Below are 24453 nucleotides of genomic sequence, written 5' to 3'. Positions count from 1 at the left end.
CTTGGAGGTGAGGGTGTCCCAGATCGCAGGCGAGCCCGGGAATCAGGACTTCGTGGAAGTCCGCCTTCCGGCTGCGGGTGCCTACCTGTCGGTGCTGCGGACGGCGACGGCCGGTCTCGCGGCGCGTTTGGACTTCACTCTCGACGAGATCGAGGACCTCCGCATCGCGGTGGACGAGGCCTGCGCGATCCTGCTCCAGCAGGCCGTGCCCGGGTCCGTGCTCAGCTGCGTCTTCCGCCTCGTCGACGACTCGTTGGAGGTGACGGTGTCGGCGCCCACGACCGACGGCCGGGCCCCGGAGCGGGACACCTTCGCCTGGACTGTGCTGTCGGCCCTCGCGGGCCAGGTCGACTCCGCCGTCGCCGAGGACAACACCGTCTCGATCAGCCTCTACAAGAAGCGCGGCGCGGGACCCGGGCCGGCGTGAGGAACGGGGACGGGCCGGTGCGGGACGAAGAGCGCGGCACACAGGGTCTGCCCGTCGGCGGCAGGGAGGGGATGCGCCGTATGACCACCGGAATCCCCGAGCAGCAGGCCAAACCGCATCCCGAGGAGCCGGACCGGTCGGGTCCGCTGAGGGTGGCCGATGTGTCGGAGCAGGCAGAGCCGACCGCCAAGGACGAGCTCAAGCGGCTCTCCGGCCGGGGCGGCGGGCGACGGGTGGGAAACATGAGCGAGCACGAGCACGGCCGGCACGATCCGCAGGACCGCAGTGGCGCACGCGCGCTCTTCATCGAACTGCGCACCCTGCAGGACGGCAGTCGGGAGTACGCGGAGCTGCGCAACCAACTGGTCCGCATGCACCTCCCGCTCGTCGAGCACCTGGCCCGCCGCTTCCGCAACCGCGGCGAGCCGCTCGACGACCTCACCCAGGTCGCCACCATCGGCCTGATCAAGTCCGTGGACCGCTTCGACCCGGAGCGCGGCGTGGAGTTCTCCACGTACGCGACGCCGACGGTCGTCGGCGAGATCAAGCGGCACTTCCGCGACAAGGGGTGGGCGGTCCGCGTGCCCCGGCGGCTGCAGGAGCTGCGTCTCGCGCTGACGACGGCGACGGCGGAGCTGTCCCAGCTGCACGGCCGCTCCCCCACCGTGCACGAGCTGGCCGAGAAGCTGGCCATCTCCGAGGAGGAGGTCCTGGAGGGCCTGGAGTCGGCCAACGCCTACTCCACGCTGTCCCTGGACGTCCCCGACACGGACGACGAGTCGCCCGCCGTCGCGGACACCCTGGGCGCCGAGGACGAGGCACTGGAGGGCGTGGAGTACCGCGAGTCCCTCAAGCCCCTCCTGGAGGACCTGCCCCCGCGCGAGAAGCGCATCCTGCTGCTGCGCTTCTTCGGCAACATGACCCAGTCGCAGATCGCGCAGGAAGTCGGCATCTCCCAGATGCACGTCTCCCGGCTCCTTGCGCGCACGCTCGCGCAGCTGCGGGAGAAGCTCCTCGTCGAGGAGTAGTCACGCTCCGTGTCCGGCCGGCGGCGGCAGCCGCCGCGTCGTCACTTCTGGTCCTGGACGCTTCCGGGGCCGGTGATGCCGAGGGCCTCGGTGGTCGCCGGGTTGATCACCAGGACGAGCGAGACGACCGCCACGATGCCCAGGACGATGCCGGCCGGGATCGCCGCGCTGTCGGCCTGCAGCAGCTGCCAGGCCACCGGGAGCGCCATGATCTGGGTGATGATCGCGGGGCCGCGGCTCCAGCGGCGCAGCTTCATGAGCCCGCGGGCGGCCAGCAGCGGGAGCAGCGCGAGGACGATCAGCGTGATGCCGCCGGTCTCGGCCTGGCGCGGGTCGTCGGGCGATCCGGCGAGCCCCATCGCCAGCATGTAGACGCCCCCGACGACGAGGGCGAGGCCCTCCAGTGCGACCAGGGCCGCGGCGGCGGTCACCCGCACGGGTCGCGGGCCGGACGCGGCCGGCTCCGGGGCTTCGGGGGTGGTTTTCCGCTCAGTACTCACCCCTGCAGGGTAGCTCCGGGGGTGCCCGCCCCGGCACCTCGGTCTAGGCCGGGTAAAGACCGCTAGGTAGTCTGCTGCGCATGCGTGCACTTCTCGTGGTCAACCCGGCGGCAACCACCACCAGTGCGCGTACGCGTGATGTGCTGGTCCACGCACTGGCGAGCGAGATGAAGCTCGACGCGGTCACCACGGAGTACCGCGGGCACGCCAGAGACCTCGGCCGGCAGGCCGCGGAGAGCAAGGACATCGAGCTGGTCGTCGCCCTCGGCGGCGACGGGACGGTCAACGAGGTCGTCAACGGCCTGCTGCACCACGGCCCCGACCCGGACCGCCTGCCCCGCCTCGCGGTCGTGCCCGGCGGCTCCACCAATGTGTTCGCGCGCGCCCTGGGGCTGCCGAACGACGCGGTGGAGGCCACCGGCGCCCTGCTGGACGCCTTGCGCGAGGGCAGCGAGCGCACCGTGGGCCTCGGCATCGCGGGCGGTACGCCGGGCACCGAGGACGAGGCCGTGCCCTCGCGCTGGTTCACGTTCTGCGCGGGTCTCGGTTTCGACGGCGGCGTGGTCGGCAGGGTCGAACAGCAGCGCGAGCTCGGCCGTCGGTCGACGCACGCCCTCTATGTGCGCCAGGTGCTGCGCCAGTTCCTCGACGAGCCGCACCGCAGGCACGGGATGATCACCCTGGAGCGGCCCGGCGAGGACCCGGTGACCGACCTGGTGCTGTCGATAGTCTGCAACACCTCCCCGTACTCCTACCTGGGCAATCGGCCCCTGTACGCGTCCCCGCAGGCCTCCTTCGACGCGGGCCTGGACGTGCTGGGTCTGAAGAAGCTCTCCACCGCGGCGGTGGCCCGGTACGGCACCCAGCTCCTGACGTCGACGCCGGAACGCGGACCGCACGGTAAGCACGCGGTTACGCTCCACGACCTCACGGACTTCACCTTGCATTCGAAGGTGCCCCTGCCCCTCCAGATGGACGGTGACCACTTGGGGCTGCGGACGAGCGTGACGTTCACAGGCGTACGCCGTGCACTGCGTGTGATTGTGTGAGTGGAAGGGCCTAAAGTCCTTTCACTCGAACGTTTAGACCAGGGTCCACCCCATAGAAGTACGGCTGTGACCCAGCCGACACTGAGGAATCAAAAAAAACTTTCCTGAAGGGGTTGTATCCGCCGCCGAGGTTTGCGAATCTCTACATGGCGATCGGGACGGCCCGCAACATCGGCCCCACAGAGAGCCAGAACCCCTCCTCCACCACAGGTCCACACCAGGCGACTGGGCGTCGGCCCTTCCCGTGCGGGGGGATTCGTGAAAGCGTTCACATTCACAAGCAACCTGCATGTAATACCAAGGAGAGGTAGCAGCCATGGACTGGCGTCACAACGCCGTTTGCCGCGAGGAAGACCCCGAGCTCTTCTTCCCCATCGGCAACACCGGTCCTGCGCTGCTGCAGATCGAGGAAGCCAAGGCCGTCTGCCGCCGCTGCCCCGTCATGGAGCAGTGCCTGCAGTGGGCGCTCGAGTCCGGCCAGGACTCCGGCGTCTGGGGTGGCCTCAGCGAGGACGAGCGCCGCGCAATGAAGCGCCGCGCCGCTCGCAACCGTGCACGTCAGGCCAGCGCCTGACCGCGACACCCCCACGAGCCTGAGCTTGGCGGCGCGTACAGCGAGTACGCAACTCCCGCCCCCGAGCCGCAGCCGCGCAGTACCCCCGATGCGCAACGCAACGTGAGCAGTGAGCCCCGGACCACATCGGTCCGGGGCTCACTGCTGTGTGGGCTCAGTGTTGTGTGGGCTCAGTGCTGTGCGGGCTCGCCGTGGTGCGCGTTCGCTGCCGTGCGAGGGCCAGTCGGTCCGTGCCGCGCGGACGGCGCCGGACTACTTGTCGCCGCGGACCGGAACGTCGAGGAGCACCCGCGTGCCGCGCTCCGGGGCGCGGACCATGTCGAAGTTGCCACCCAACTCCCCCTCGACGAGGGTGCGGACGATCTGCAGGCCGAGGTTGCCCGAGCGGTGCGGGTCGAAGTCCTCGGGCAGGCCGACGCCGTCGTCCTGGACGGTGATGAGCAGCCGCGCGTCCTTGGTGGTGCCGCCGCGCACCGCGGACACCTCGACCGTGCCGGTGTCCCCTTCGCGGAAGCCGTGCTCCAGGGCGTTCTGCAGGATCTCCGTCAGCACCATCGACAGCGGGGTGGCGACCTCGGCGTCGAGGATGCCGAAGCGTCCGGTGCGCCGCCCGGTGACCTTGCCGGGCGAGATCTCGGCGACCATCGCGAGGACCCGGTCGGCGATCTCGTCGAACTCCACGCGCTCGTCCAGGTTCTGGGAGAGCGTCTCGTGGACGATGGCGATGGAGCCCACCCGGCGCACGGCCTCCTCCAGGGCCTCGCGCCCCGTGGCGGAGTCGATGCGGCGGGCCTGCAGGCGCAGCAGCGCGGCGACCGTCTGGAGATTGTTCTTCACCCGGTGGTGGATCTCCCGGATGGTCGCGTCCTTGGTGATCAACTCCCGCTCGCGGCGACGGAGTTCGGTGACGTCCCGCAGCAGGACGAGAGAGCCGATGCGCGGCCCCTTGGGCTTCAGCGGGATCGCGCGCAGCTGGATCACGCCGTCGCCGCCCTCGATCTCGAACTCACGCGGCGCCCAGCCGCTCGCGACCTTGGCCAGGGCCTCGTCCACCGGGCCGCGCGAGGGGGCGAGTTCGGCGGTCGCCCGCCCCAGGTGGTGCCCCACGAGGTCGGCGGCGAGGCCGAGCCGGTGGTACGCGGAGAGGGCGTTCGGCGACGCGTACTGCACGATGCCGTCGGCGTCGAGCCGCAGCAGACCGTCCCCCACCCGCGGGGACGCGTCCATGTCGACCTGCTGGCCGGGGAAGGGGAACGAGCCCGCGGCGATCATCTGCGCGAGGTCGGAGGCCGACTGGAGGTAGGTCAGCTCCAGTCGGGACGGGGTGCGCACCGTCAGCAGGTTGGTGTTGCGGGCGATCACGCCGAGGACACGCCCCTCCCTGCGGACGGGGATGGACTCGACGCGCACCGGGACTTCCTCGCGCCACTCCGGGTCGCCCTCGCGCACGATGCGGCCCTCGTCCAGGGCGGCGTCCAGGAGAGGGCGCCGGCCGCGCGGGACGAGGTGGCCGACCATGTCGTCCTGGTAGGAGGTGGGCCCGGTGTTGGGCCGCATCTGCGCCACCGAGACGTAGCGGGTCCCGTCGCGCGTGGGGACCCAGAGCACCAGGTCGGCGAAGGAGAGGTCGGAGAGCAGCTGCCACTCCGAGACCAGCAGGTGGAGCCACTCGAGGTCGGAGTCACCGAGGGCGGTGTGCTGGCGGACGAGGTCGTTCATGGAGGGCACGTGTGCGAGCGTACCTTTCGCTTCCTGCGGGTCCGCCCCCGCGGATCCCGGCGGGACGACGGCGACGGCCGCCCGGCCCCGGCCGGTCCCGACGAGCCGCGGCGCCAGGGCGGGACCCTCAGCCCGCCCACGGCACCGCAGCCCTTCAGGTGCATCGGCCGCCAGAATGTGCGGTACTGGACGGCCGATCGGGAGGATCCGACGCGGTCAGGGCAGAGAGCGCCGGGTCCTCGGTCCGCCCTCCTGTGCGGGGAGAGCGGAGGCTTTACCCACGCATTGTGGACTAGACCATTCTCCGATGTCTATGCGTCGGCAGATGTTTGTTGTTGTCTCTTTCTCCGACATTCGGACCGCGCGGTCACGCCCCATTCTGCGCCGGCCGGGCCTGCGGCCACGCCTGCATCGCGAGATCCGCGACCGTTTCGAGATCGTCCCTGGTCGCGCCGTCCCTGGCCTGCTGCGACATGCCCTGGAAGACCGCCGCGGTGTAGCGGGCGAGGGCGGACGGTTCGGTACCGGCGGGCAGCTCCCCCGCCGCGACGGCCGCGCGGATTCGGGACTCGATCTCGGTCACATTGGCGTTGCGCCGGGCGCGCAGCGCCTCTTCCACTTCCGGCGTCGTGCAGTTGGTGGCCGCGGAGATGACGAGGCAGCCGCGGGGGTGGGCGGGGTCGGTGAACTCGGCCGCGGCCTCGTGCAGCAGCCGCGACACGGCGCCGCGCACGGTCGACTCCTCCGCCAGGGCACGGCCGCTGAAGGCGCCGTGGGTATGCCCGTACCGCACGACGACCTCGTCGAAGAGCGTGCGCTTGTCACCGAACGCGGCGTACAGGCTCGGCGCCCCGATGCCCATGACACGGGTCAGGTCGGAGACGGACGTCGCCTCGTACCCGTGCTCCCAGAAGGTGCGGATCGCCTGCTCCAGGGCCGTTTCGCGGTCGAAGGAACGGGGCCGGCCGCGCTGTTTCGTCGCCATGGAGTGAATTGTATAGCGGACGCTAGTAAATGACGCGGGGGTCGGGTACGGTCTTTTATGTAACGACCGCTAGAGAAAGAGGGGGCGTCCGTCATGGGTGCGCAGATCGGACACGGCACGGAGCACCGCACGGAGCACCGCACGGGGCACGGCACCGGGCAGGGGGCGGGCCAGGGCGGGGGCCGACTGGCGGGGAGGACCGCGCTGGTCACAGGCGGCAGCCGGGGTATCGGGCGGGGCATCGCCGAGCGGCTCGGGCGGGACGGCGCGCGGGTCGCCGTGCACTACGGCAGCAATGAGGCCGCGGCGAAGGAGACGGTGGCCGCGATCGAGGCGGCGGGCGGGTCGGCCTTCGCGATCGGCGCCGAACTGGGCGCCGAGGGAGCCGCGCGGGCGCTGTGGACGGCATTCGACGCGCATGCGCAGGGCCTGGACATCCTGGTGAACAACGCCGGGATCGGTACGTCGAGTTCCTTCGCCGACACCGGCGAGGCGGAGTTCGACCGGCTGTTCACCGTGAACGTGAAGGTGCCGTTCTTCCTCGCCCAGCTCGGCGCGGAGCGGCTGCGGGACGGCGGCCGGATCATCAACATCTCCTCCGGGCTGTCCCGCGCCGCGATGATGCCGGAGATCATCACGTACGCCATGACCAAGGGCGCCCTGGACGTGTTCACCCGGAACCTCTCCAAGGTGCTGGGCCCGCGCGGGATCACGGTCAATTCGGTGGCCCCGGGCGTCGTGGACACCGACACCAACGCCGCGTGGCTGCGCGGCGAGGAGAACAGGGACGCGCGGGCGGGCGTGGCCGCGATATCGGCGCTCGGCCGGGTCGGCGAGGCCTCGGACATCGCGGACGTGGTCGCCTTCCTCGCGTCGGACGACGGCCGCTGGGTGACCGGGCACTGGCTGGACGCGACGGGGGGCTCGCTGGCTTAGGGCGGACCGGTGTTGCCGGGGTGGAGGGGGGCGACGGAGGCGGACCGGTGTTGCCGGAGCGGAGACGGAGCGCTCTTCGGGGCGGTGGTCGTCAGCGGGTCTCGGTGACCTTGGCGAGGGCCCGGGGCGCGTCGGGGTCGTGACCGCGGGCGATCGTCACCTCGTAGGCGAGCAGTTGGAGGGGGATGATCTCCAGGATCGGCTGGAGCTCTTCGGGGACGCCGTCCGTGGGCAGGACGAACCCGGCCGACGCCTGTTCGACCTGCGCCTTCGGCCCGACGACGACCAGGTCCGCGCCCCGGCCGCGCAGCCGCTCCAGGACGGGGCCGAGCGCCTCGCCGCCCCGGCCGTCCGGCACGACGGCGATGACCGGGGAGATGTTGTCGACCATCGCGAGCGGGCCGTGCAGCAGGTCGGCGCCCGAGTAGGCGAGCGCCGAGATGTAGCTGGTCTCCATCAGCTTGAGGGCCGCTTCCATCGCGGTCGGGTAGCCGTAGCCACGGGAGGTGAGGACCATGCGGTCCGCGAAGCGGTAGCGGGCGGCCAGCGCCTTGATCTCGTCCTGCCGGGCGAGCAGCCCGGCCGCGAGGGCGGGCAGGGGGGCGGCGGGGGAAGAAGGGGAGGGAGACGGCGGGGACAGGGACGGGGACCGGTCGTCCTCCTCCGCCCCTTCCTCCGGCCCTTCCTCCGGTCCCTCCCGCAGTCCCTCCTCCGATCCCTCCCGCAACCGCTCCCCCAGCCGCTCGATGAAGAGATAGAGGGCGAGCAGTGCGGAGGTGTACGACTTGGTCGCGGGGGCCCGTTCGGGGCCGGCCAGGATGTCGATGTGGTGTTCGGCGACGGCGGCCAGGGGCGAGTCGGGGTTGTTGGTCACCGCGACGGTGATCGCGCCGGCCTCGCGGGCGGCCCGCGTGGAGGCCACCAGGTCGGGCGAGCCACCGGACTGGCTCACGGTGACGGCGAGGACGTCCCTGAGGTCGGGCCGCGCGCCGTACGCGGTGACGGTGGACATCGACGTCAGGCCGCAGGGCAGGCCGAGGCGGACTTCGAGGAGGTACTTCGCGTAGAGCGCGGCGTGGTCGGAGGTGCCGCGGCCGGTGAGCAGGACGAAGCGGGGGCGCTGCGCGGCCACCCGGTCGGCGGTCCCGTGGATCAGCGGGGCGCCCTCGTCGAGGAGGCGGCGCAGGGCCTCGGGCTGCTCGGCCATCTCCCGGCACATGATCCGGCCCGGCCGCTCGCTCTGCGGGTCGTGCGCGTCCGGCGCAGTCATGGCGGTCATGCCTTCCACTCTCCCCGTTCCGCCCTCTCCCCGCGCTCTGGGCGGGGGTCGGGGCGGGCGGGTCGGGCGGGTGGCGCCGGAGGGGGAGCGGCCGGGCGGGACGGGTGGGGTGGCCCGGCGGGCGGGAGGGGGCGCTCGACGGGCGGAGGCGGTGGTGAGAGCCGAGCATGGACCCGAGGAATCGACTGTCCCGACGGCACAGCTCTGCTAGATTGGTCTATACCACCAGTCCTCTTGAGCACCCTCTCCAGATCGGCAGGCCCAGCGTGGAAGTTGTCATCGTCCCGGACGCCAAGGCAGGCGGCGAGCTCATCGCGGAGGCCATGGCCGCCCTGGTGCGCCGTAAGCCTGACGCCCTGCTCGGTGTCGCCACCGGATCCACCCCGCTGCCCATCTACGAAGCGCTGGCCGGCAAGGTCGCGGCCGGTTCCGTGGATGCCTCGCGGGCGCGCATCTGCCAGCTCGACGAGTACGTGGGGCTGCCGGTCGGCCACCCCGAGTCGTACCGCTCCGTGGTCCTTCGCGAGGTCGTCGAGCCGCTCGGGCTGAGCGAGTCGTCGTTCATGGGCCCGGACGGCAGTGCCGAGGACGTGCTGGCGGCGTGCGACGCGTACGACAAGGCGCTCGCCGAGGCCGGGGGCGTCGACCTGCAGCTGCTCGGCATCGGCACCGACGGGCACATCGGGTTCAACGAGCCGTGCTCCTCGCTCGCCTCGCGCACCCGTATCAAGACGCTGACGGAGCAGACGCGCGTGGACAACGCGCGCTTCTTCGACGGGGACATCGAGCAGGTCCCGCACCACGTCATCACCCAGGGCATCGGCACCATCCTGGAGGCGCGGCACCTGGTGCTGCTCGCCACGGGCGAGGGCAAGGCGGACGCCGTGGCCGCGACGGTGGAGGGCCCCGTCGCCTCGGTCGTGCCCGCCTCCGCGCTGCAGCTGCACCCGCACGCCACGGTCGTGGTGGACGAGGCCGCCGCGTCCAAGCTGAAGCTCGCGGACTACTTCCGGCACACCTACGCCAACAAGCCGGACTGGCAGGGGCTGTAGGCCGCCGGGCGGTACGTACGACGAAGGGGCGCCCCCGCCGTGGGGGCGCCCCTTCGTCGTACCGTCCTGCTGCTGCGCACCTGGTCGCGCTCCGCGCCCGAAGGCGCGGAGCCACGGCACTACTGCACGGTGACGACCGCCGCACTACTGCACGGTGACGACCTCCGCACTACTGCGCGGTGATGACCTCCGCGGCCGCCGTCCCGCACACCCGGGCCGCGCCGCGCGTGGCGATGTGCAGGCCGCCGGTCGGCGCGGACTGGGGCACGCCCATCTCGACCACGACGGTGTCCGGGCGGGCCGTCACGAGCGTCGTCAGGGCGTCGGACATCCACGCGTGGCGGTGCGCGTCGCGGACCACGGCCACGATGCGCCGCTCCCCCGCCGCCGCGAGGGCCTTGCCGCCCGCGCCGTCGCCGGAGAAGGTGCCCGACTCGGTGCCGGGCAGCCGGCGCTCCAGCTCGTCGGTGACGCCCCAGGGGGTCTCGTCGCCGACGGCGATGTTCGGCAGCGGCGAGAAGGTGGCGACGTAGGGGGCCTCGGTGACCGGGGCCGCGTACGTCTCGCCGCGGGTGACGGTGAGCGCGCGGCGGGCGGCGACCAGGCCGATCCCGCTGTCGGGCACGACGCCCGAACGCTCGCCCGCGCCCCGCGACGCCACGGTCCAGGCCGCCAGGGCCCGCACCCGGTCGGCCGCGTCCGCGAGCCGCTCCTCGGACAGCTCACCCGAGCGCACCGCGGCGACGAAGGCGTCCCGCAGCCGCAGCACGGTGCCCTCGTCCGAGGGGCCGCCGCCGGTGCAGATCGCGTCGGCGCCGGCGGCGACGGCGAGGACGCAGCCCCGCTCGAAGCCGTACGTCCCGGCGATCGCCTGCATGTCCATGCCGTCGGTGACGATGAGGCCCTCGTAGCCGAACTCCTCGCGGAGCAGGCCGGTGAGGATGCGGCGGGAGAGCGTGCCGGGGTTGTCCGGGTCCAGCGCGGGGGCCAGGACGTGGGCGCTCATCACGGCCCGCGAACCGGCCGCGATCGCCGCGCGGAACGGCGCGAGGTCACGGGAGTTCAGCACGTCCCGGTCGACGTCGATGACCGGCACGGTGTGGTGCGAGTCGATCGCCGTGTCGCCGTGCCCGGGGAAGTGCTTGGCGGAGGTGGCGACGCCGGCGGACTGCAGTCCCTCGACGTAGGCGGCGGTGTGCCGGGCCACCAGGAGCGGGTCGGCGCCGAAGGAGCGTACGCCGATGACCGGGTTGTCCGGGTTGGCGTTGACGTCGGCGGACGGCGCCCAGTTGAAGTTGATGCCACAGGCGGCCAGGCGGCGGCCCAGGTCGGCGGCGACGTCGCGGGTCAGGGCGGTGTCGTCGACGGCGCCGAGCGCGTGGTTGCCCGGGTAGGAGGAGCCGGTGCGCACCTCCAGGCGGGTGACGTCGCCGCTCTCCTCGTCGATGGCGATCAGCAGGTCGTCGCGCTCGGCCCGCAGCTGGGCGGTGAGCGCGGCCACCTGCTCGGCGCTGTGGACGTTGCGGCCGAACAGGCTGACGGAGGCGAGGCCCTCGTCGATCCGGCGGCGCAGCCAGTCCGGCGCGGCGGTGGTGCCGTCGAAGCCGGGCTGCAGGACGGCCAGGGCGTTGCGGGTGAGCGTGTCACCGGCGTGCGTGAGAGTCGTCATGTGCGGAGTTATCCCTTCACTGCGCCATCGGTCAGGCCGGCCACGGCCCTGCGCTGCAGGAAGACGAAGAGGATCAGGATCGGGATGGCGAAGAGCGAGGCGGCCGCCATCGTGGCGCCCCAGTCGTCGCCGAAGGCGGTCTGGAAGCTGGAGAGCCAGACCGGCAGGGTCTTGGCCTCGGCCTCCTTGTTGAGTACGAGGACCAGCGGGAACTCGTTCCAGGCGGTGATGAAGCCGAAGAGCGAGGTCGACATCAGGCCGGGCGCGAGCAGCGGCAGGATCACCCGGCGGAACGCCTGGATCCGGGTGCAGCCGTCGACCATGGCGGACTCCTCCAGCTCCTTGGGCACGGCGGCGACGAAGCCGCGCAGCGTCAGGAGGGTGAAGGGCAGGATCATCACCATGTAGAAGAGGGTCAGCGGGATCAGGCTGTTCAGCATGTCCGCGTCGCGCACGATGATGTAGATCGCGATGACCATGACTTCCCACGGCGCCATCTGCGCGAGCATGAAGCCGATGATGAAGCCGCGCCGTCCCTTGAACCGCATCCGGGCCAGGGCGAAGGCCGCGGTGACGCCGATGATCAGGGAGAAGACGACCGCGAGGAGCGTCACCGTGAGGGAGTTGCCGACCATGGTCCAGAAGTGGTCGGCGTCGATCGCCTTCTTGAAGTGCTCGAGCGTGGCGTCGGTCGGGAACCAGACCGGGTCCTCGGCGATGATGTCGCCGGTCGGCTTGAAGGCCGTCGCGAACATCCAGTACACGGGGAAGACGCAGAAGACGAAGATGACGACGGCGACCAGGTTGGGCCACAGACGCCCCATCAGCGAGCGCTTCACAGCTCGTCCTCCTCTTGCTTGAGCACGATCCGCAGGTAGAACGAGGTGATGGCCAGCAGGATGAGGATGGTGAGCAGGGCGATCGCGGCACCCATGCCGAAGTGCTGGTTGCCCATGCCCTCGATGTAGGCGTAGACGGGGAGGATCTCGGTGAGCCGGTCGGGGCCGCCCTCGTTGATCGTGAAGACCTGGACGAACGCCTTGAAGACCCAGATGATCTCCAGGAACGTCGTGGCGTAGAGGAAGGGCCGCAGATACGGCAGCGTGACCTGGGTGAACTGCTTCCAGGCGCCGGCGCCGTCCAGCGCCGCGGCCTCGTACAGCTCCTTGGGGATGGTCGTCGTGGCGGCGTAGAGGTTGATCGCGACGAACGGGATCGACATCCAGACGATCAGCAGCAGGACCACGAAGAAGGTCGAGTACTGGGTGGCCAGCCAGTCGTGGTCGGCCATCGAGTCGAAGCCGATCTTGGCGAGCACCCAGTTGACGACGCCGAAGCGCTGCGCGAACAGCCACTGGTAGACCGTGCTCGCCGCGACGACGGGCATGGCCCACGCGAGCACCAGGCCGAGCAGCAGGAACGTGCGCATCCGCCGGCCGAGACGCGCGAGGAGGAGTCCGACCAGCGTGCCGAGCACCATGATCAGGACGACGTTGACGGCGGTGAAGGCGACCGAGCGGCCGGTGACCCGCCAGAAGTCCTCGCCGGAGAGGACCTCCTTGTAGTTGTCGAATCCGTTCCACTCGGTCAGGTGCAGAATGAACTGCCGCATGTTGAGGTTCTGGAACGACAGGATCCCGTTGTTGACCAGCGGCCAGCCGAGCAGCAGCAGGGTGACGATGATCGCGGGGGCAAGGAGCAGATAGGGCGTCAGGCCGGCGAGACGTCCTGGGGCTCTGCGCGGGCCCTCTGGTAGTGGTCCGCCACCCGGTGTCTGCACCTCCGTCGGGCCGGAGGGCGGCCGTTCGGTCTTCTGCACGGTCATGCTCGCCATCTCTTTCGTGGGCAACGCGAAGCGCTGGGGTCAGCGCGAAGGGCGCTGTGGGCAGCGCGGAGTACGCGGAGAGCGCATGGTTGCGCCGGGGGCAGCGGGGTCGTGTCACCCGCCGCCCCCGGCAGGGCACGCGTTCCTACTGCTTCTGCGCCAGGCGCTTGTTGAGCTCGCCCTCGACCTGCTTGGCCGCGGCGGCAGGCGACTTACCGTTGAGCACCGCGGTCATGTAGTTCTTGATCGGGTTCGGCGGGTTCTCCACCGCGGCCCACTCCGGGATCAGCGGGGTGGTGCCACCGCCGGCGGCGGCGGGAGCGGCGGCCTCGGCGGCCGGGTTGCCCTTGAGGTTGGACTCCAGGGCCTTCTTGTTCGGGATCGTGCCGCCTTCCTTGGCGAACTGACCCTCGAACTTGTCCGACAGCGCGATCTTCAGGAACTCCTTGGCGAGCTCCTGCTTCTTGCTGGTGGCGGCGACGGCCAGGTTGGAGCCGCCGAGGAAGACGCCCTCGGGCTTGTCGGCCGTGGCGCCGGGGATCGTGAAGAAGCCGATGTCCTTCTCGATCTTCTTGTTGGCCTTGATCGCGGTCGCGGCCTCCCAGCTCATGCCGATGAAGGCGCCGGTCTTGCCCTTGGCGAAGACCTCGGCCTGCTGCGGGGTGGCCTCGTCCTTGTTCTTGGGGGCCTTGGAGAGGTCCGCGAACTCCTTGTACGTCTTGATGGCCTTGCCGACCTTGGGGTCGGCCAGGTTGGAGACGTACTTGTCGCCGTCCTTCTTGACCAGCTCGGCGCCCTCACCGATGGTCAGGCCGACGAAGTGGTACCAGTTCTGGCCGGGCAGGTAGATCGGCTCGGCGTCGGTCTTGGCGCCGATCTGCTTGAGGTCCTTGAGGAACTCGGCGCGGGTCTTGGGAAGCTCCTTGATGCCGGCGTCGGCCCAGACCTTCTTGTTGTAGACCACGACGCGGTTGAGGACGAACCACGGGGCGGCGTACTGCTTGCCGTCGATGACCGAGGCCTTGTTCATCGAGTCGGTCCAGTCGGCGCCGATCGACTTCTTGAGGTCGTCGAGCTCGGCGAGGCCACCGGTCTTGGCGTACGCGGCGGTCTGGGTGTTGCCGATCTCGAAGACGTCCGGGGGGTTCTCCTCGGAGAGGGCGGTGGTCAGCTTCGCCTGGATGCCGTTCCACTGCTGGACTTCGAACTTCAGCTTCGCGCCGGTCTTCTTCTCGAAGGCGGCGGTGACGTCCTTCTGCCACTGGTCGGGCGTCGAGCCGTCCATCGCCCAGAGCGTCAGGGTCTCACCCTTGAAGCTGTCGGCCCCCCCGGCCTTCTTGTCGTCGTCGTCACTGCCGCACGCCGCGACCGAGACCAACATGCCCGCGACACCGATGGCCGCTATGAGCTTGCGCTTCACGTCACCCTCCTCAAGGGATGCACGTCAACCCCCCACCCGCAGCGACCAAATGGACCGAGATCTGCCCGTGGGACTGGAACCTGGTCTTTAATGGTGTAGACCAGTACGGGGAGCTTGGCCTAGACCTTTAGGGGTGTCAAGGGTGTATAAGAAGGGCTGTCGCCTCCGTTATCGGACCGACACCTGAGCAGGCGGAGTCTGCTCGGCCCGTACCGTGCCACGATGTGAGCCGCGACAGACGGAGGAGCCGGTGACGGCAGCAGCACAGGAGCCGGGAAGGTCGATGATGGGCAGCGAGGCGGGCAGTACGGGGACCGAGGTGGGCACGCCCGCGGAGGGTCCGAGCGTCGGCCGCACCGCGCGCGTGCCCAAGTATTACCGCCTCAAGCGGCATCTGCTGGACATGACGGAAACCCTGCCGCCCGGCACCCCCGTCCCCCCGGAGCGCACGCTCGCCGCCGAGTTCGACACCTCCCGCACCACGGTGCGCCAGGCCCTGCAGGAACTGGTCGTCGAGGGCCGTCTGGAGCGCATCCAGGGCAAGGGCACCTTCGTCGCCAAGCCCAAGGTGTCCCAGGCCCTGCAACTGACCTCCTACACCGAGGACATGCGGGCCCAGGGCCTGGAGCCGACCTCCCAGCTCCTGGACATCGGCTACATCACCGCCGACGACACCCTCGCGGGACTGCTCGACATCAGCGCGGGCGGCCGCGTGCTGCGCATCGAGCGGCTCCGGCTGGCCAACGGCGAGGCGATGGCCATCGAGACCACGCACCTTTCGGCCAAACGCTTCCCCGCCCTGCGCCGCTCCCTGGTCAAGTACACCTCGCTCTACACGGCGCTCGCCGAGGTGTACGACGTGCACCTCGCGGAGGCCGAGGAGACCATCGAGACCTCGCTGGCCACCCCGCGCGAGGCGGGCCTGCTCGGCACCGACGTCGGCCTGCCCATGCTGCTCCTGTCCCGCCACTCGCTGGACGGGAACGGCCAGCCGGTGGAATGGGTCCGCTCGGTCTACCGCGGCGACCGGTACAAGTTCGTGGCCCGCCTCAAGCGCCCCACGGACTGACACCGCCGCACCCGGCCCCCGCGCGCACCGCACCGCCCCGGGGTCTGGCGCGGATCACCTCGCTGCTCTACGTTCCTCCCGTCATCGCCTGGTGAACGGGAGGACGACCCGGTGCGCACAGCGAATCCCCGATCCATCGTCATCTGGTCCCTCGTCGCGCTGGTCGGCGCCGCGGGCTGGACCGTGCTCGCCCTCGCCCGCGACGAGGAGGTCTCGGCCGCCTGGATGGTGGCCGCGGCGCTCGGCTCGTACGCCGTCGCGTACCGCTTCTACTCCAAGTTCATCGCGTACAAGGTCCTCAAGGTCGACCGGACGCGGGCCACGCCCGCCGAGCGGCTCGACAACGGCATCGACTTCCACCCGACCGACCGCCGGGTGCTCCTCGGCCACCACTTCGCGGCGATCGCGGGCGCGGGGCCGCTGGTGGGCCCGGTGCTCGCCGCCCAGATGGGGTACCTGCCGGGCACCATCTGGATCATCGTCGGGGTGATCCTGGCCGGCGCCGTGCAGGACATGGTCGTGCTGTTCTTCTCGACCCGGCGCGACGGCAAGTCGCTCGGGCAGATGGCGCGCGAGGAGATCGGCCCGTTCGGCGGGGCCGCCGCGCTGCTCGCCACCTTCGCCATCATGATCATCCTGCTCGGGGTGCTCGCCCTGGTCATCGTCAACGCGCTCGCCGACTCGCCCTGGGGCACCTTCTCCATCGCGATGACCATCCCGATCGCCCTGCTGATGGGCTTCTACCTGCGGGTGCTGCGCCCCGGCCGGGTCAGCGAGGTGTCCCTGATCGGCATCGCGCTGCTGCTCCTCGCGCTCGTCGGCGGCCGGTGGGTCGCCGAGTCCTCGCTGGCCGACACCTTCACGCTCGCGCCCTCGACACTGGTCATCTGGCTGGTGGCCTACGGCTTCATCGCCTCGATCCTGCCGGTGTGGATGCTGCTCGCGCCGCGCGACTACCTCTCCACCTTCATGAAGATCGGCACCATCGTGCTGCTCGCGATCGGCGTCGTCGTCGCCCTGCCCACGCTGAAGATGGACCCGGTCACCGACTTCGCCTCGCGCGGCGACGGCCCCGTCTTCGCGGGCTCGCTCTTCCCCTTCGTCTTCATCACCATCGCCTGCGGCGCCCTGTCCGGCTTCCACGCGCTGATCTCCTCGGGCACCACGCCGAAGATGATCCAGAAGGAGACGCAGATCCGGATGATCGGCTACGGCTCCATGCTGATGGAGTCGTCCGTCGCGATCATGGCGCTGGTGGCCGCGTCGATCATCGACCCCGGCCTGTACTTCGCGATGAACGCGCCGGCGGGCGTCGTCGGCGACACCGTCCAGGAGGCGTCGAAGGCCGTCGCGGGCTTCGGGTACACCATCTCGCCCGCCGACCTCGCGCAGGCCGCCAAGAACGTCGAGGAGTCCTCGCTGCTCTCGCGCACCGGCGGCGCGCCCACCCTGGCGATCGGCGTCTCGGAGATCTTCTCCAAGGTCACCGGCGGCTCGATGCGGGCCTTCTGGTACCACTTCGCGATCATGTTCGAGGCGCTGTTCATCCTGACCGCGCTCGACGCGGGCACGCGCGTGGGCCGCTTCATGCTGCAGGACATGCTCGGGAACGTCTACAAGCCGTTCAGGCGGCTGAGCTGGAAGCCGGGACTCGTGCTGACCAGCGCCGCCGTCACCGGCCTGTGGGGCTACTTCCTGTGGGTGGGCGTGCACGAGCCGCTCGGCGGGATCAACCAGCTCTTCCCGATCTTCGGCATCGCCAACCAGCTCCTCGCGGCCGTCGCCCTCGCCGTGTGCACCACCCTCCTGGTGAAGTCCGGACGGCTCAAGTGGGCCTGGGTCACCGGCATTCCGCTCGCCTGGGACGCGACGGTGACGCTGACCGCGAGCTGGCAGAAGGTCTTCTCCGACGACCCGCGCGTCGGCTTCTTCCAGCAGCGCTCCAACTACCGGGACGCCATCGACCAGGGCACGATCCTGCCGCCCGCCAAGACCATGGACGACATGCACACCGTGGTCACCAACTCCACGGTGGACGGCGTCCTTTCGGCGACGCTCGCCCTGCTCGTCGTCGTCGTGATCCTCGACGCCGCCCGGGTCTGCGTGCGCCACCTCCGCACCCCCGACGCCTCACGGCTGAGCGAAGCCCCGTACGTGGAGTCGAAGTTGACCGCGCCCGCCGGACTCTTCGCGACCCCCGAGGAGAAGCGGGAGGCCCTGGAGCACAAGGACAGGGAACAGGAGCGGGCGACGGCCGGGCCGGGGGCGGGCGCGTGACGGCGATGCTGCTGCGGGGCCTGCGCTGGATGCGCTGGTACGTCAGGGAGTTGACCGACGAGTCGGCGTACGAACGGTATGTGGCGCATATCCGCGGGGACCATCCGGACGCAACCGTCCCCAGCCGACGCGCATTTGAGCGCATGCGGACAGAGCGGCAGGAGTCGGACCCCGAACAGGGCTTCCGCTGCTGCTGAGCAGGCACATTGACCCGTCCGTTATCCGGACGGGGGTTCCATACCGCGAGACTGTGGCTTAGATTTCCCGCACGTTAAGCATGGGATAAGTGAGGGAACGGGAGCCGCGATATGTCAGATGCGCCTGAAGTGGACCGACCGGTCGTGACACCGGTCCGGGTGGTCATCGCCGTCTGCCTCGTCGCGCCCTTCGTGGCGATGCTCTGGGTGAGCTCCTACGCCAAGGTCGACCCGACGCTCATCGGCATCCCGTTCTTCTACTGGTACCAGATGCTGTGGGTGCTCATCTCCACGGCACTCACGATGATCGCGTACAAGCTGTGGCAGCGCGACCAGCGCTCCCGCAGGGCCGCGCGGGCCCAGGGGGGTGCCGGACAGTGACCACACCCGCATCGACGACACTCGCATCGGGGACCGGCGGCGTGAACGGCGTCGCCCTCGCGGTCTTCATCTTCTTCTTCGCCGCGGTCACCGTCATGGGCTTCCTCGCCGCCCGCTGGCGCAAGGCCGAGAACGAGCAGAGCCTGGACGAATGGGGCCTGGGCGGACGGTCGTTCGGCACCTGGGTCACCTGGTTCCTGCTCGGCGGCGACCTGTACACCGCGTACACCTTCGTGGCCGTCCCCGCGGCCATCTACGCGGCGGGCGCGGCCGGCTTCTTCGCCGTGCCGTACACGATCCTCGTCTATCCGCTGATCTTCACCTTCCTGCCCCGCCTGTGGTCGGTCTCGCACAAGCACGGCTATGTGACCACCTCCGACTTCGTGCGCGGGCGCTTCGGCTCCAAGGGCCTGTCCCTCGCCGTCGCGGTCACCGGCATCCTCGCCACGATGCCGTACATCGCGCTCCAGCTCGTCGGCATCCAGGCCGTCCTGGACGTCATGGGCATCGGCGGCGGTCCCGACACGAACTGGTTCGTCAAGGACCTGCCGCTGCTGATCGCGTTCGCCGTGCTCGCCGCGTACACCTACTCGTCCGGCCTGCGCGCGCCCGCGCTGATCGCGTTCGTGAAGGACGGCCTGATCTATCTCGTCATCGCCGTCGCGATCATCTACATCCCGATCAAGCTCGGCGGCTTCGACGAGATCTTCCGGGCCGCGAACGACAAGTTCTCGGCGGCCAACGAGGCGGCGGGCAAACCGGTCGCCGGGCTCGCGCCGGGCGAGTCGGGGCAGTGGACCTACGCCACGCTGGCGCTCGGCTCCGCGCTCGCCCTGTTCATGTACCCGCACTCGATCACCGCGACCCTCTCCTCCAAGAGCCGCAACGTGATCCGCCGCAACACCACCATCCTGCCGCTCTACTCGCTGATGCTGGGCCTGCTCGCGCTGCTCGGCTTCATGGCGATCGCGGCCGGGGTGAAGGTGGAGAACGGCCAGCTGGCCATCCCCCAGCTGTTCGAGGACATGTTCCCCGACTGGTTCACCGGTGTCGCCTTCGCCGCCATCGGCATCGGCGCGCTCGTGCCGGCGGCCATCATGTCGATCGCGGCCGCGAATCTCTTCACCCGCAACATCTACAAGGACTTCCTCAAGCCGGACGCCACGCCCGAGCAGGAGACCAAGGTCTCCAAGCTGGTCTCGCTGCTGGTCAAGGTCGGCGCGCTGGCCTTCGTGCTCACCATGGACAAGACCGTCGCGATCAACTTCCAGCTGCTCGGCGGCATCTGGATCCTGCAGACCATGCCCGCCCTGGTCGGCGGCCTGTTCACCCGCTGGTTCCACCGCTGGGCGCTGCTCGCGGGCTGGGCGGTCGGCATGGTCTACGGCACGGTCGCCGCGTACGGGGTGGCCTCGCCGACGCAGAAGCACTTCGGCGGCTCGTCCGACGAGATCCCCGGCATCGGTGAGATCGGCTACATCGGCCTCACCGCGTTCGTGCTGAACGTGGTGGTCACCGTGGTCCTCACGTTCGTCCTGAAGGCCCTCAAGGCCCCCGAGGGCATCGACGAGACCTCCCCCGGGGACTACACGGCCGACGCGGGCGACCCCGGCGTCATGGAGGAACTGCCCAAGGCGACGGCGGGCTCCGGGCACTGACCCTGCCCCGCCGCTCCCCGCGCACGAACGCACGAACCCACGAAACTGACGAAGGCCGCCGGAAAACCGGCGGCCTTCGCCGTGCCGCTGTTGCACACTGCGCCCCATGGACATCACGATCAGGCCCGCCCGCCCCGAGGAGTACCCGGCGCTGGGCGATCTCACCGGACAGGCCTATCTCGGCGACGGACACCTGACGGACCCCGGCGACCCCTATCTGGGCGTGCTGCGGGACGTGGCCGGGCGCGCGGCGCGGGCCGAGGTCCTGGTGGCCGTGGCGGACGGCACACCGGACGCCGCGGTGCTCGGCTGCGTGACCTTCGTGCCCGCGCCCGGACCCATGTCGGACATCGCCCGGGAGGGCCAGGCGGAGATCCGCATGCTGGCCGTGTCCCCCGCCGCACGCGGCCGGGGCGCGGGCGAGACACTGGTACGGGAATGCCTGCGGCGCGCCAGGGAGGCGGGCCGCGACGGTCTCGTCCTGTCCACCCAGCCCTCGATGCACGCGGCCCACCGGCTCTACGAACGCCTGGGCTTCCGGCGCACCCCGCAGCGGGACTGGCAGCCGGTCGAGGACCTGACGCTGCTCACCTACGAGTTGACGTTCTAGGACAGTCTCCGCACGCCGACCCCTCGACGCCGACACAAGATGTGGGCCTGCTTCAGAAACCCGGCACAAGATGTATGCTCGTGCTCGCTGTCGTCGCAGGGGAATCCGGTGCAAGTCCGGAACTGTCCCGCAACGGTGTACGTGTACGCATTCGTCGTGCGCGGAGTCCGAGGACCTGCCGGCAGTGCACCCGTGCCGTCCGGCCCGGGTGCCGACCGTCCGGGCCTCGTGGAATGGGCCGGTGGACGCGGTACGCCACCCTGCCCGGGTGCGCCCGTGTGTGCCGATCCCCTCCCCCAGGCCCAGAGCCGAGCGAGGGAGAGCTCCACGTGACCATCGCGCCTGCCGAACCTGCGTCAGCGCTGTCGCTGCCGACCGCCGAGGGTACCGACGGGCCAGGGGCCGCGCTGCTGCGCACCCTGACCGACCTCACCGCCGACCTCCCCGACGCCGATCCCGGCCGGGTCGCCGCCGCCGCGTTGCGCGGCCGGTCGGCGCGGGCCGACGAGGCGGAGCTGCGGGAGCTCGCGACCGAGGCAGCCGCGGGGCTCATCTCCGAGGACCCGGCGTACTCCCGGCTCGCCGCCCGGCTCCTGAGCCTGTCCATCGCCGCCGAGGCGGCCTCGCAGGGCGTGCGCTCCTTCACCGAGTCGGTCGCCGTCGGGCACCGCGAGGGTCTGATCGCCGACCGCACCGCCGCCTTCGTGACCGCCCACGCGGCCCGCCTCGACGCGCTCGTGGACGCCGCCCACGCGGACGGCGCCGACTTCCGCTTCGGCTACTTCGGCCTGCGCACGCTGCACAGCCGCTACCTGCTGCGCCACCCGATCACCCGGCAGGTCGTCGAGACCCCGCAGCACTTCATGCTGCGCGTCGCCGCGGGCCTGGCCGAGGACGAGAGCACCCGCGCCGTCGACGAGGTGGCCGCGCTGTACGGCCTGATGAGCCGCCTGGACTACCTGCCGTCCTCGCCGACGCTCTTCAACTCCGGCACCCGCCACCCGCAGATGTCGTCCTGCTACCTGCTCGACTCCCCGCTGGACGAGCTCGACTCCATCTACGACCGCTACCACCAGGTCGCGCGCCTCTCCAAGCACGCCGGCGGCATCGGCCTCTCGTACTCCCGCATCCGCTCCCGCGGCTCGCTGATCCGCGGCACGAACGGGCACTCCAACGGCATCGTGCCGTTCCTCAAGACGCTGGACGCCTCGGTGGCCGCGGTGAACCAGGGCGGGCGGCGCAAGGGCGCGGCCGCGGTGTACCTGGAGACCTGGCACTCCGACATCGAGGAGTTCCTGGAGCTGCGCGACAACACCGGTGAGGACGCGCGCCGCACGCACAACCTGAACCTCGCGCACTGGATCCCCGACGAGTTCATGCGCCGGGTGGCCGCCGACCGGCCGTGGTCGCTGTTCTCGCCGTCCGACGTGCCCGACCTCGTCGACCTGTGGGGCGAGGAGTTCGACGCCGCCTACCGCGCGGCGGAGGCCGCGGGCCTGGCGAAGAAGACCATCCCGGCGCGCGAGCTGTACGGCCGCATGATGCGCACCCTCGCGCAGACCGGCAACGGCTGGATGACGTTCAAGGACGCCGCCAACCGCACCGCCAACCAGACGGCGGAGCCCGGCCACACCGTGCACTCGTCCAACCTGTGCACCGAGATCCTGGAGGTGACGGACGACGGGGAGACGGCCGTCTGCAACCTGGGCTCGGTCAACCTCGGCGCCTTCGTCGACCGGGCCGCCCAGGACATCGACTGGGAGCGCCTGGACGAGACCGTCCGCACGGCCGTCACCTTCCTCGACCGGGTCGTCGACATCAACTTCTACCCGACCGAGCAGGCCGGGCGCTCCAACGCCAGGTGGCGCCCGGTGGGCCTGGGCGCCATGGGCCTGCAGGACGTCTTCTTCCAGCTGAAGCTGCCGTTCGACTCCCCCGCCGCACGCGCCCTCTCGACCCGGATCGCCGAGCGGATCATGCTCGCCTCCTACGAGGCGTCCGCGGACCTCGCCGAGCGCAACGGCCCGCTGCCCGCCTGGGAGAAGACCCGCACCGCGCGCGGCGTGCTGCACCCCGACCACTACGGCGTCGAGCCGACCTGGCCGGAGCGGTGGGCGGCGCTGCGGGAACGTATCGCCGCGACCGGCATGCGCAACTCGCTGCTGCTGGCCATCGCGCCGACCGCGACCATCGCGTCCATCGCCGGTGTCTACGAGTGCATCGAGCCGCAGGTCTCCAACCTCTTCAAGCGCGAGACCCTGTCCGGCGAGTTCCTCCAGGTCAACTCCTACCTGGTGCAGGAGCTCAAGCGGCTCGGCGTGTGGGACGCCAAGACCCGTGAGGCGCTGCGCGAGGCCAACGGCTCGGTGCAGGGCTTCGACTGGGTGCCCGCGGACGTCCGCGAGCTGTACCGCACCGCGTGGGAGATCCCGCAGCGCGGCCTGATCGACATGGCCGCGGCGCGCACCCCCTACCTCGACCAGGCGCAGTCCCTGAACCTCTTCCTGGAGACGCCGACCATCGGCAAGCTCTCCTCGATGTACGCCTACGCCTGGCAGCAGGGCCTGAAGACCACGTACTACCTGCGCTCGCGCCCGGCGACGCGCATCGCCCGCGCGGCCGGCGGTACCCGGTCCGCCGCCGCGGCCCCCGTCCCCCAGCAGGTGACCGACCCCGACGCCGTCGCCTGCTCCCTGGAAAACCCCGAGTCCTGCGAGGCCTGCCAGTAATGAGCTCCACCACCCACAGCGAGAAGAACCTCCTCGACCCGGGCTTCGAGCTGACCCTGCGCCCCATGCGCTACCCGGACTTCTACGAGCGCTACCGGGACGCGATCAAGAACACCTGGACCGTCGAGGAGGTCGACCTCCACTCGGACGTCGCCGACCTGGCGAAGCTGTCCCCGGGCGAGCAGCACATGATCGGCCGTCTGGTCGCGTTCTTCGCGACGGGCGACTCGATCGTCTCCAACAACCTCGTGCTGACGCTGTACAAGCACATCAACTCCCCCGAGGCGCGGCTCTACCTGAGCCGTCAGCTCTTCGAGGAGGCCGTGCACGTCCAGTTCTATCTGACGCTGCTCGACACGTACCTGCCCGACCCGGAGGACCGCGCGGCCGCCTTCGACGCGGTCGAGGAGATCCCCTCGATCCGGGAGAAGGCCGAGTTCTGCTTCAAGTGGATGGACTCGGTCGAGAAGCTGGAGCGGCTGGAGACGCAGGCCGACCGCCGCCGCTTCCTGCTGAACCTGATCTGCTTCGCCGCGTGCATCGAGGGCCTGTTCTTCTACGGTGCCTTCGCCTACGTCTACTGGTTCCGCAGCCGCGGTCTGCTGCACGGCCTGGCGACGGGCACCAACTGGGTCTTCCGTGACGAGACGATGCACATGAGCTTCGCCTTCGACGTGGTCGACACGGTCCGCAAGGAGGAGCCCGAGCTCTTCGACGACGCGCTGCAGCAGCAGGTCACGGACATGCTCAAGGAGGCCGTCGAGGCCGAGCTGCAGTTCGCCCGCGACCTGTGCGGCGAGGGCCTGCCGGGCATGAACACCGACTCGATGCGCGAGTACCTGCAGTGCGTCGCCGACCAGCGGCTGCAGCGGCTCGGCTTCGCGCCGGTCTACGGCTCCGAGAACCCCTTCTCCTTCATGGAGCTGCAGGGCGTCCAGGAGCTGACGAACTTCTTCGAGCGGCGCCCCTCGGCCTACCAGGTCGCGGTCGAGGGCTCGGTCTCCTTCGACGACGAGTTCTAGCCCTGGCGCACGGCGCCCCCGGTGTGCCCGCCCGTCCTTCCCGGACG

The 24453-nt window shown here is 70.4% G+C and carries 22 protein-coding genes and 1 riboswitch; of the genes, 14 read left to right on the top strand and 8 right to left on the bottom strand.

The genetic code is table 11. The annotated features are described in order from the left end of the window. The first annotated feature begins 13 nt into the window (after window positions 1-13). Window positions 14-427: a hypothetical protein gene (locus tag ACFYXE_RS03860; protein WP_062782207.1), complete on the top strand. Its 414-nt coding sequence runs from the start codon at window positions 14-16 to the stop codon at window positions 425-427. Next, window positions 424-1455 (top strand): RNA polymerase sigma factor SigF, encoded by a 1032-nt coding sequence (locus tag ACFYXE_RS03855; RefSeq protein ID WP_361167793.1) that lies wholly within the window; start codon window positions 424-426, stop codon window positions 1453-1455. Before ACFYXE_RS03860 ends, ACFYXE_RS03855 begins: the two co-directional genes overlap by 4 nt. A gap of 41 nt (window positions 1456-1496) precedes the next feature. Here ACFYXE_RS03855 and ACFYXE_RS03850 read toward each other — a convergent pair whose 3' ends face one another. Next, on the bottom strand, window positions 1497-1955 hold the full coding sequence (locus ACFYXE_RS03850; RefSeq protein WP_361167790.1) for a hypothetical protein: 459 nt from the start codon (window positions 1953-1955) through the stop codon (window positions 1497-1499). Window positions 1956-2035: 80 nt separating this feature from the next. On the opposite strand from ACFYXE_RS03850, the gene ACFYXE_RS03845 reads away from it, so the two are divergent. Continuing rightward, the gene (locus ACFYXE_RS03845) at window positions 2036-3004 is read left to right on the top strand and encodes a diacylglycerol/lipid kinase family protein (RefSeq protein WP_389308512.1); all 969 of its coding nucleotides are present in this window, start codon (window positions 2036-2038) and stop codon (window positions 3002-3004) included. A gap of 316 nt (window positions 3005-3320) precedes the next feature. Then, window positions 3321-3578: a WhiB family transcriptional regulator gene (locus tag ACFYXE_RS03840; protein WP_016639615.1), complete on the top strand. Its 258-nt coding sequence runs from the start codon at window positions 3321-3323 to the stop codon at window positions 3576-3578. A 252-nt stretch (window positions 3579-3830) separates the two neighbouring features. On the opposite strand, the gene ACFYXE_RS03835 is transcribed toward ACFYXE_RS03840, so the two are convergent. Then, window positions 3831-5306, bottom strand: a complete 1476-nt coding sequence (locus ACFYXE_RS03835) for a sensor histidine kinase (RefSeq protein WP_389308510.1) — start codon at window positions 5304-5306, stop codon at window positions 3831-3833. A 358-nt stretch (window positions 5307-5664) separates the two neighbouring features. Next, complete coding sequence (locus ACFYXE_RS03830) at window positions 5665-6282, bottom strand: TetR/AcrR family transcriptional regulator (RefSeq protein WP_389308508.1); 618 nt, start codon at window positions 6280-6282, stop codon at window positions 5665-5667. Window positions 6283-6375: 93 nt separating this feature from the next. On the opposite strand from ACFYXE_RS03830, the gene ACFYXE_RS03825 reads away from it, so the two are divergent. Beyond that, window positions 6376-7218 (top strand): SDR family oxidoreductase, encoded by an 843-nt coding sequence (locus ACFYXE_RS03825; RefSeq protein ID WP_389308506.1) that lies wholly within the window; start codon window positions 6376-6378, stop codon window positions 7216-7218. Window positions 7219-7309: 91 nt separating this feature from the next. On the opposite strand, the gene ACFYXE_RS03820 is transcribed toward ACFYXE_RS03825, so the two are convergent. Next, the gene (locus ACFYXE_RS03820) at window positions 7310-8488 is read right to left on the bottom strand and encodes an SIS domain-containing protein (protein ID WP_389309509.1); all 1179 of its coding nucleotides are present in this window, start codon (window positions 8486-8488) and stop codon (window positions 7310-7312) included. Between the two features lie 275 nt (window positions 8489-8763). Between ACFYXE_RS03820 and nagB the strand changes: the two genes are divergently transcribed. Beyond that, window positions 8764-9549: a glucosamine-6-phosphate deaminase gene (nagB, locus tag ACFYXE_RS03815; protein WP_389308504.1), complete on the top strand. Its 786-nt coding sequence runs from the start codon at window positions 8764-8766 to the stop codon at window positions 9547-9549. 169 nt (window positions 9550-9718) lie between these two features. Here the strand turns inward: nagB and ACFYXE_RS03810 are convergent, their stop codons facing one another. The 4 genes from ACFYXE_RS03810 to ACFYXE_RS03795 all read right to left on the bottom strand — a co-directional run bounded on the left by ACFYXE_RS03810 (window position 9719) and on the right by ACFYXE_RS03795 (window position 14463). Continuing rightward, on the bottom strand, window positions 9719-11218 hold the full coding sequence (locus ACFYXE_RS03810; RefSeq protein ID WP_389308502.1) for a glycoside hydrolase family 3 protein: 1500 nt from the start codon (window positions 11216-11218) through the stop codon (window positions 9719-9721). A gap of 8 nt (window positions 11219-11226) precedes the next feature. Beyond that, window positions 11227-12057 (bottom strand): carbohydrate ABC transporter permease, encoded by an 831-nt coding sequence (locus ACFYXE_RS03805; RefSeq protein ID WP_389308500.1) that lies wholly within the window; start codon window positions 12055-12057, stop codon window positions 11227-11229. Beyond that, complete coding sequence (locus tag ACFYXE_RS03800) at window positions 12054-13043, bottom strand: carbohydrate ABC transporter permease (protein ID WP_389308498.1); 990 nt, start codon at window positions 13041-13043, stop codon at window positions 12054-12056. The genes ACFYXE_RS03805 and ACFYXE_RS03800 overlap by 4 nt, the downstream gene beginning before the upstream one ends. Window positions 13044-13188: 145 nt before the next feature. Beyond that, window positions 13189-14463 carry an extracellular solute-binding protein gene (locus ACFYXE_RS03795; protein WP_389308496.1) on the bottom strand — a complete coding sequence of 425 codons (1275 nt, stop codon included), beginning with the start codon at window positions 14461-14463 and terminating at the stop codon, window positions 13189-13191. Window positions 14464-14749: 286 nt separating this feature from the next. Between ACFYXE_RS03795 and ACFYXE_RS03790 the strand changes: the two genes are divergently transcribed. The 8 genes from ACFYXE_RS03790 to ACFYXE_RS03755 all read left to right on the top strand — a co-directional run bounded on the left by ACFYXE_RS03790 (window position 14750) and on the right by ACFYXE_RS03755 (window position 24406). Next, window positions 14750-15532: a GntR family transcriptional regulator gene (locus ACFYXE_RS03790; protein ID WP_389309506.1), complete on the top strand. Its 783-nt coding sequence runs from the start codon at window positions 14750-14752 to the stop codon at window positions 15530-15532. A gap of 111 nt (window positions 15533-15643) precedes the next feature. Then, window positions 15644-17809, top strand: a complete 2166-nt coding sequence (locus ACFYXE_RS03785) for a carbon starvation CstA family protein (RefSeq protein ID WP_361167760.1) — start codon at window positions 15644-15646, stop codon at window positions 17807-17809. 5 nt (window positions 17810-17814) lie between these two features. After that, entirely contained in the window at window positions 17815-18006 is a 192-nt protein-coding gene (locus tag ACFYXE_RS03780) for a YbdD/YjiX family protein (protein WP_361167847.1), read from the top strand. A 111-nt stretch (window positions 18007-18117) separates the two neighbouring features. Beyond that, window positions 18118-18387, top strand: coding sequence for a DUF3311 domain-containing protein (locus ACFYXE_RS03775; protein WP_361167757.1), 270 nt, complete (start codon window positions 18118-18120; stop codon window positions 18385-18387). Next, window positions 18384-20045, top strand: coding sequence for a monocarboxylate uptake permease MctP (gene mctP / locus ACFYXE_RS03770; RefSeq protein ID WP_389308493.1), 1662 nt, complete (start codon window positions 18384-18386; stop codon window positions 20043-20045). The genes ACFYXE_RS03775 and mctP overlap by 4 nt, the downstream gene beginning before the upstream one ends. Window positions 20046-20151: 106 nt before the next feature. Continuing rightward, entirely contained in the window at window positions 20152-20655 is a 504-nt protein-coding gene (locus ACFYXE_RS03765) for a GNAT family N-acetyltransferase (RefSeq protein ID WP_361167754.1), read from the top strand. A gap of 61 nt (window positions 20656-20716) precedes the next feature. After that, window positions 20717-20853: riboswitch (cobalamin riboswitch) on the top strand. Window positions 20854-20984: 131 nt separating this feature from the next. Further along, window positions 20985-23384: a ribonucleoside-diphosphate reductase subunit alpha gene (locus ACFYXE_RS03760; protein ID WP_389308490.1), complete on the top strand. Its 2400-nt coding sequence runs from the start codon at window positions 20985-20987 to the stop codon at window positions 23382-23384. Beyond that, a complete protein-coding gene (locus ACFYXE_RS03755) occupies window positions 23384-24406 on the top strand; it encodes a ribonucleotide-diphosphate reductase subunit beta (protein ID WP_361167749.1) in 1023 nt (340 codons plus the stop codon). The genes ACFYXE_RS03760 and ACFYXE_RS03755 overlap by 1 nt, the downstream gene beginning before the upstream one ends. The last annotated feature ends 47 nt before the right edge of the window (window positions 24407-24453 follow it).

Origin of the sequence: Streptomyces sp. NPDC002564 (assembly GCF_042889645.1) — a bacterium.
In the GTDB taxonomy this organism is placed as follows: Bacteria; Actinomycetota; Actinomycetes; order Streptomycetales; family Streptomycetaceae; genus Streptomyces.
Note: the sequence above shows the minus strand (reverse complement) of the source record. Positions and strands in the feature narration are given on the sequence as shown.

Excerpts from the sequence above, each read along its gene's own strand:
- ACFYXE_RS03800 (WP_389308498.1), bottom strand. The coding sequence starts at position 13,043 with ATGACCGTGCAGAAGACCGAACGGCCGCCCTCCGGCCCGACGGAGGTG.
- ACFYXE_RS03820 (WP_389309509.1), bottom strand. The coding sequence starts at position 8,488 with ATGACTGCGCCGGACGCGCACGACCCGCAGAGCGAGCGGCCGGGCCGG.
- ACFYXE_RS03765 (WP_361167754.1), top strand. The coding sequence starts at position 20,152 with ATGGACATCACGATCAGGCCCGCCCGCCCCGAGGAGTACCCGGCGCTG.
- ACFYXE_RS03775 (WP_361167757.1), top strand. The coding sequence starts at position 18,118 with ATGTCAGATGCGCCTGAAGTGGACCGACCGGTCGTGACACCGGTCCGG.
- ACFYXE_RS03830 (WP_389308508.1), bottom strand. The coding sequence starts at position 6,282 with ATGGCGACGAAACAGCGCGGCCGGCCCCGTTCCTTCGACCGCGAAACG.
- ACFYXE_RS03825 (WP_389308506.1), top strand. The coding sequence starts at position 6,376 with ATGGGTGCGCAGATCGGACACGGCACGGAGCACCGCACGGAGCACCGC.
- ACFYXE_RS03755 (WP_361167749.1), top strand. The coding sequence starts at position 23,384 with ATGAGCTCCACCACCCACAGCGAGAAGAACCTCCTCGACCCGGGCTTC.
- ACFYXE_RS03790 (WP_389309506.1), top strand. The coding sequence starts at position 14,750 with ATGGGCAGCGAGGCGGGCAGTACGGGGACCGAGGTGGGCACGCCCGCG.
- ACFYXE_RS03780 (WP_361167847.1), top strand. The coding sequence starts at position 17,815 with ATGCTGCTGCGGGGCCTGCGCTGGATGCGCTGGTACGTCAGGGAGTTG.
- ACFYXE_RS03845 (WP_389308512.1), top strand. The coding sequence starts at position 2,036 with ATGCGTGCACTTCTCGTGGTCAACCCGGCGGCAACCACCACCAGTGCG.
- ACFYXE_RS03810 (WP_389308502.1), bottom strand. The coding sequence starts at position 11,218 with ATGACGACTCTCACGCACGCCGGTGACACGCTCACCCGCAACGCCCTG.
- ACFYXE_RS03840 (WP_016639615.1), top strand. The coding sequence starts at position 3,321 with ATGGACTGGCGTCACAACGCCGTTTGCCGCGAGGAAGACCCCGAGCTC.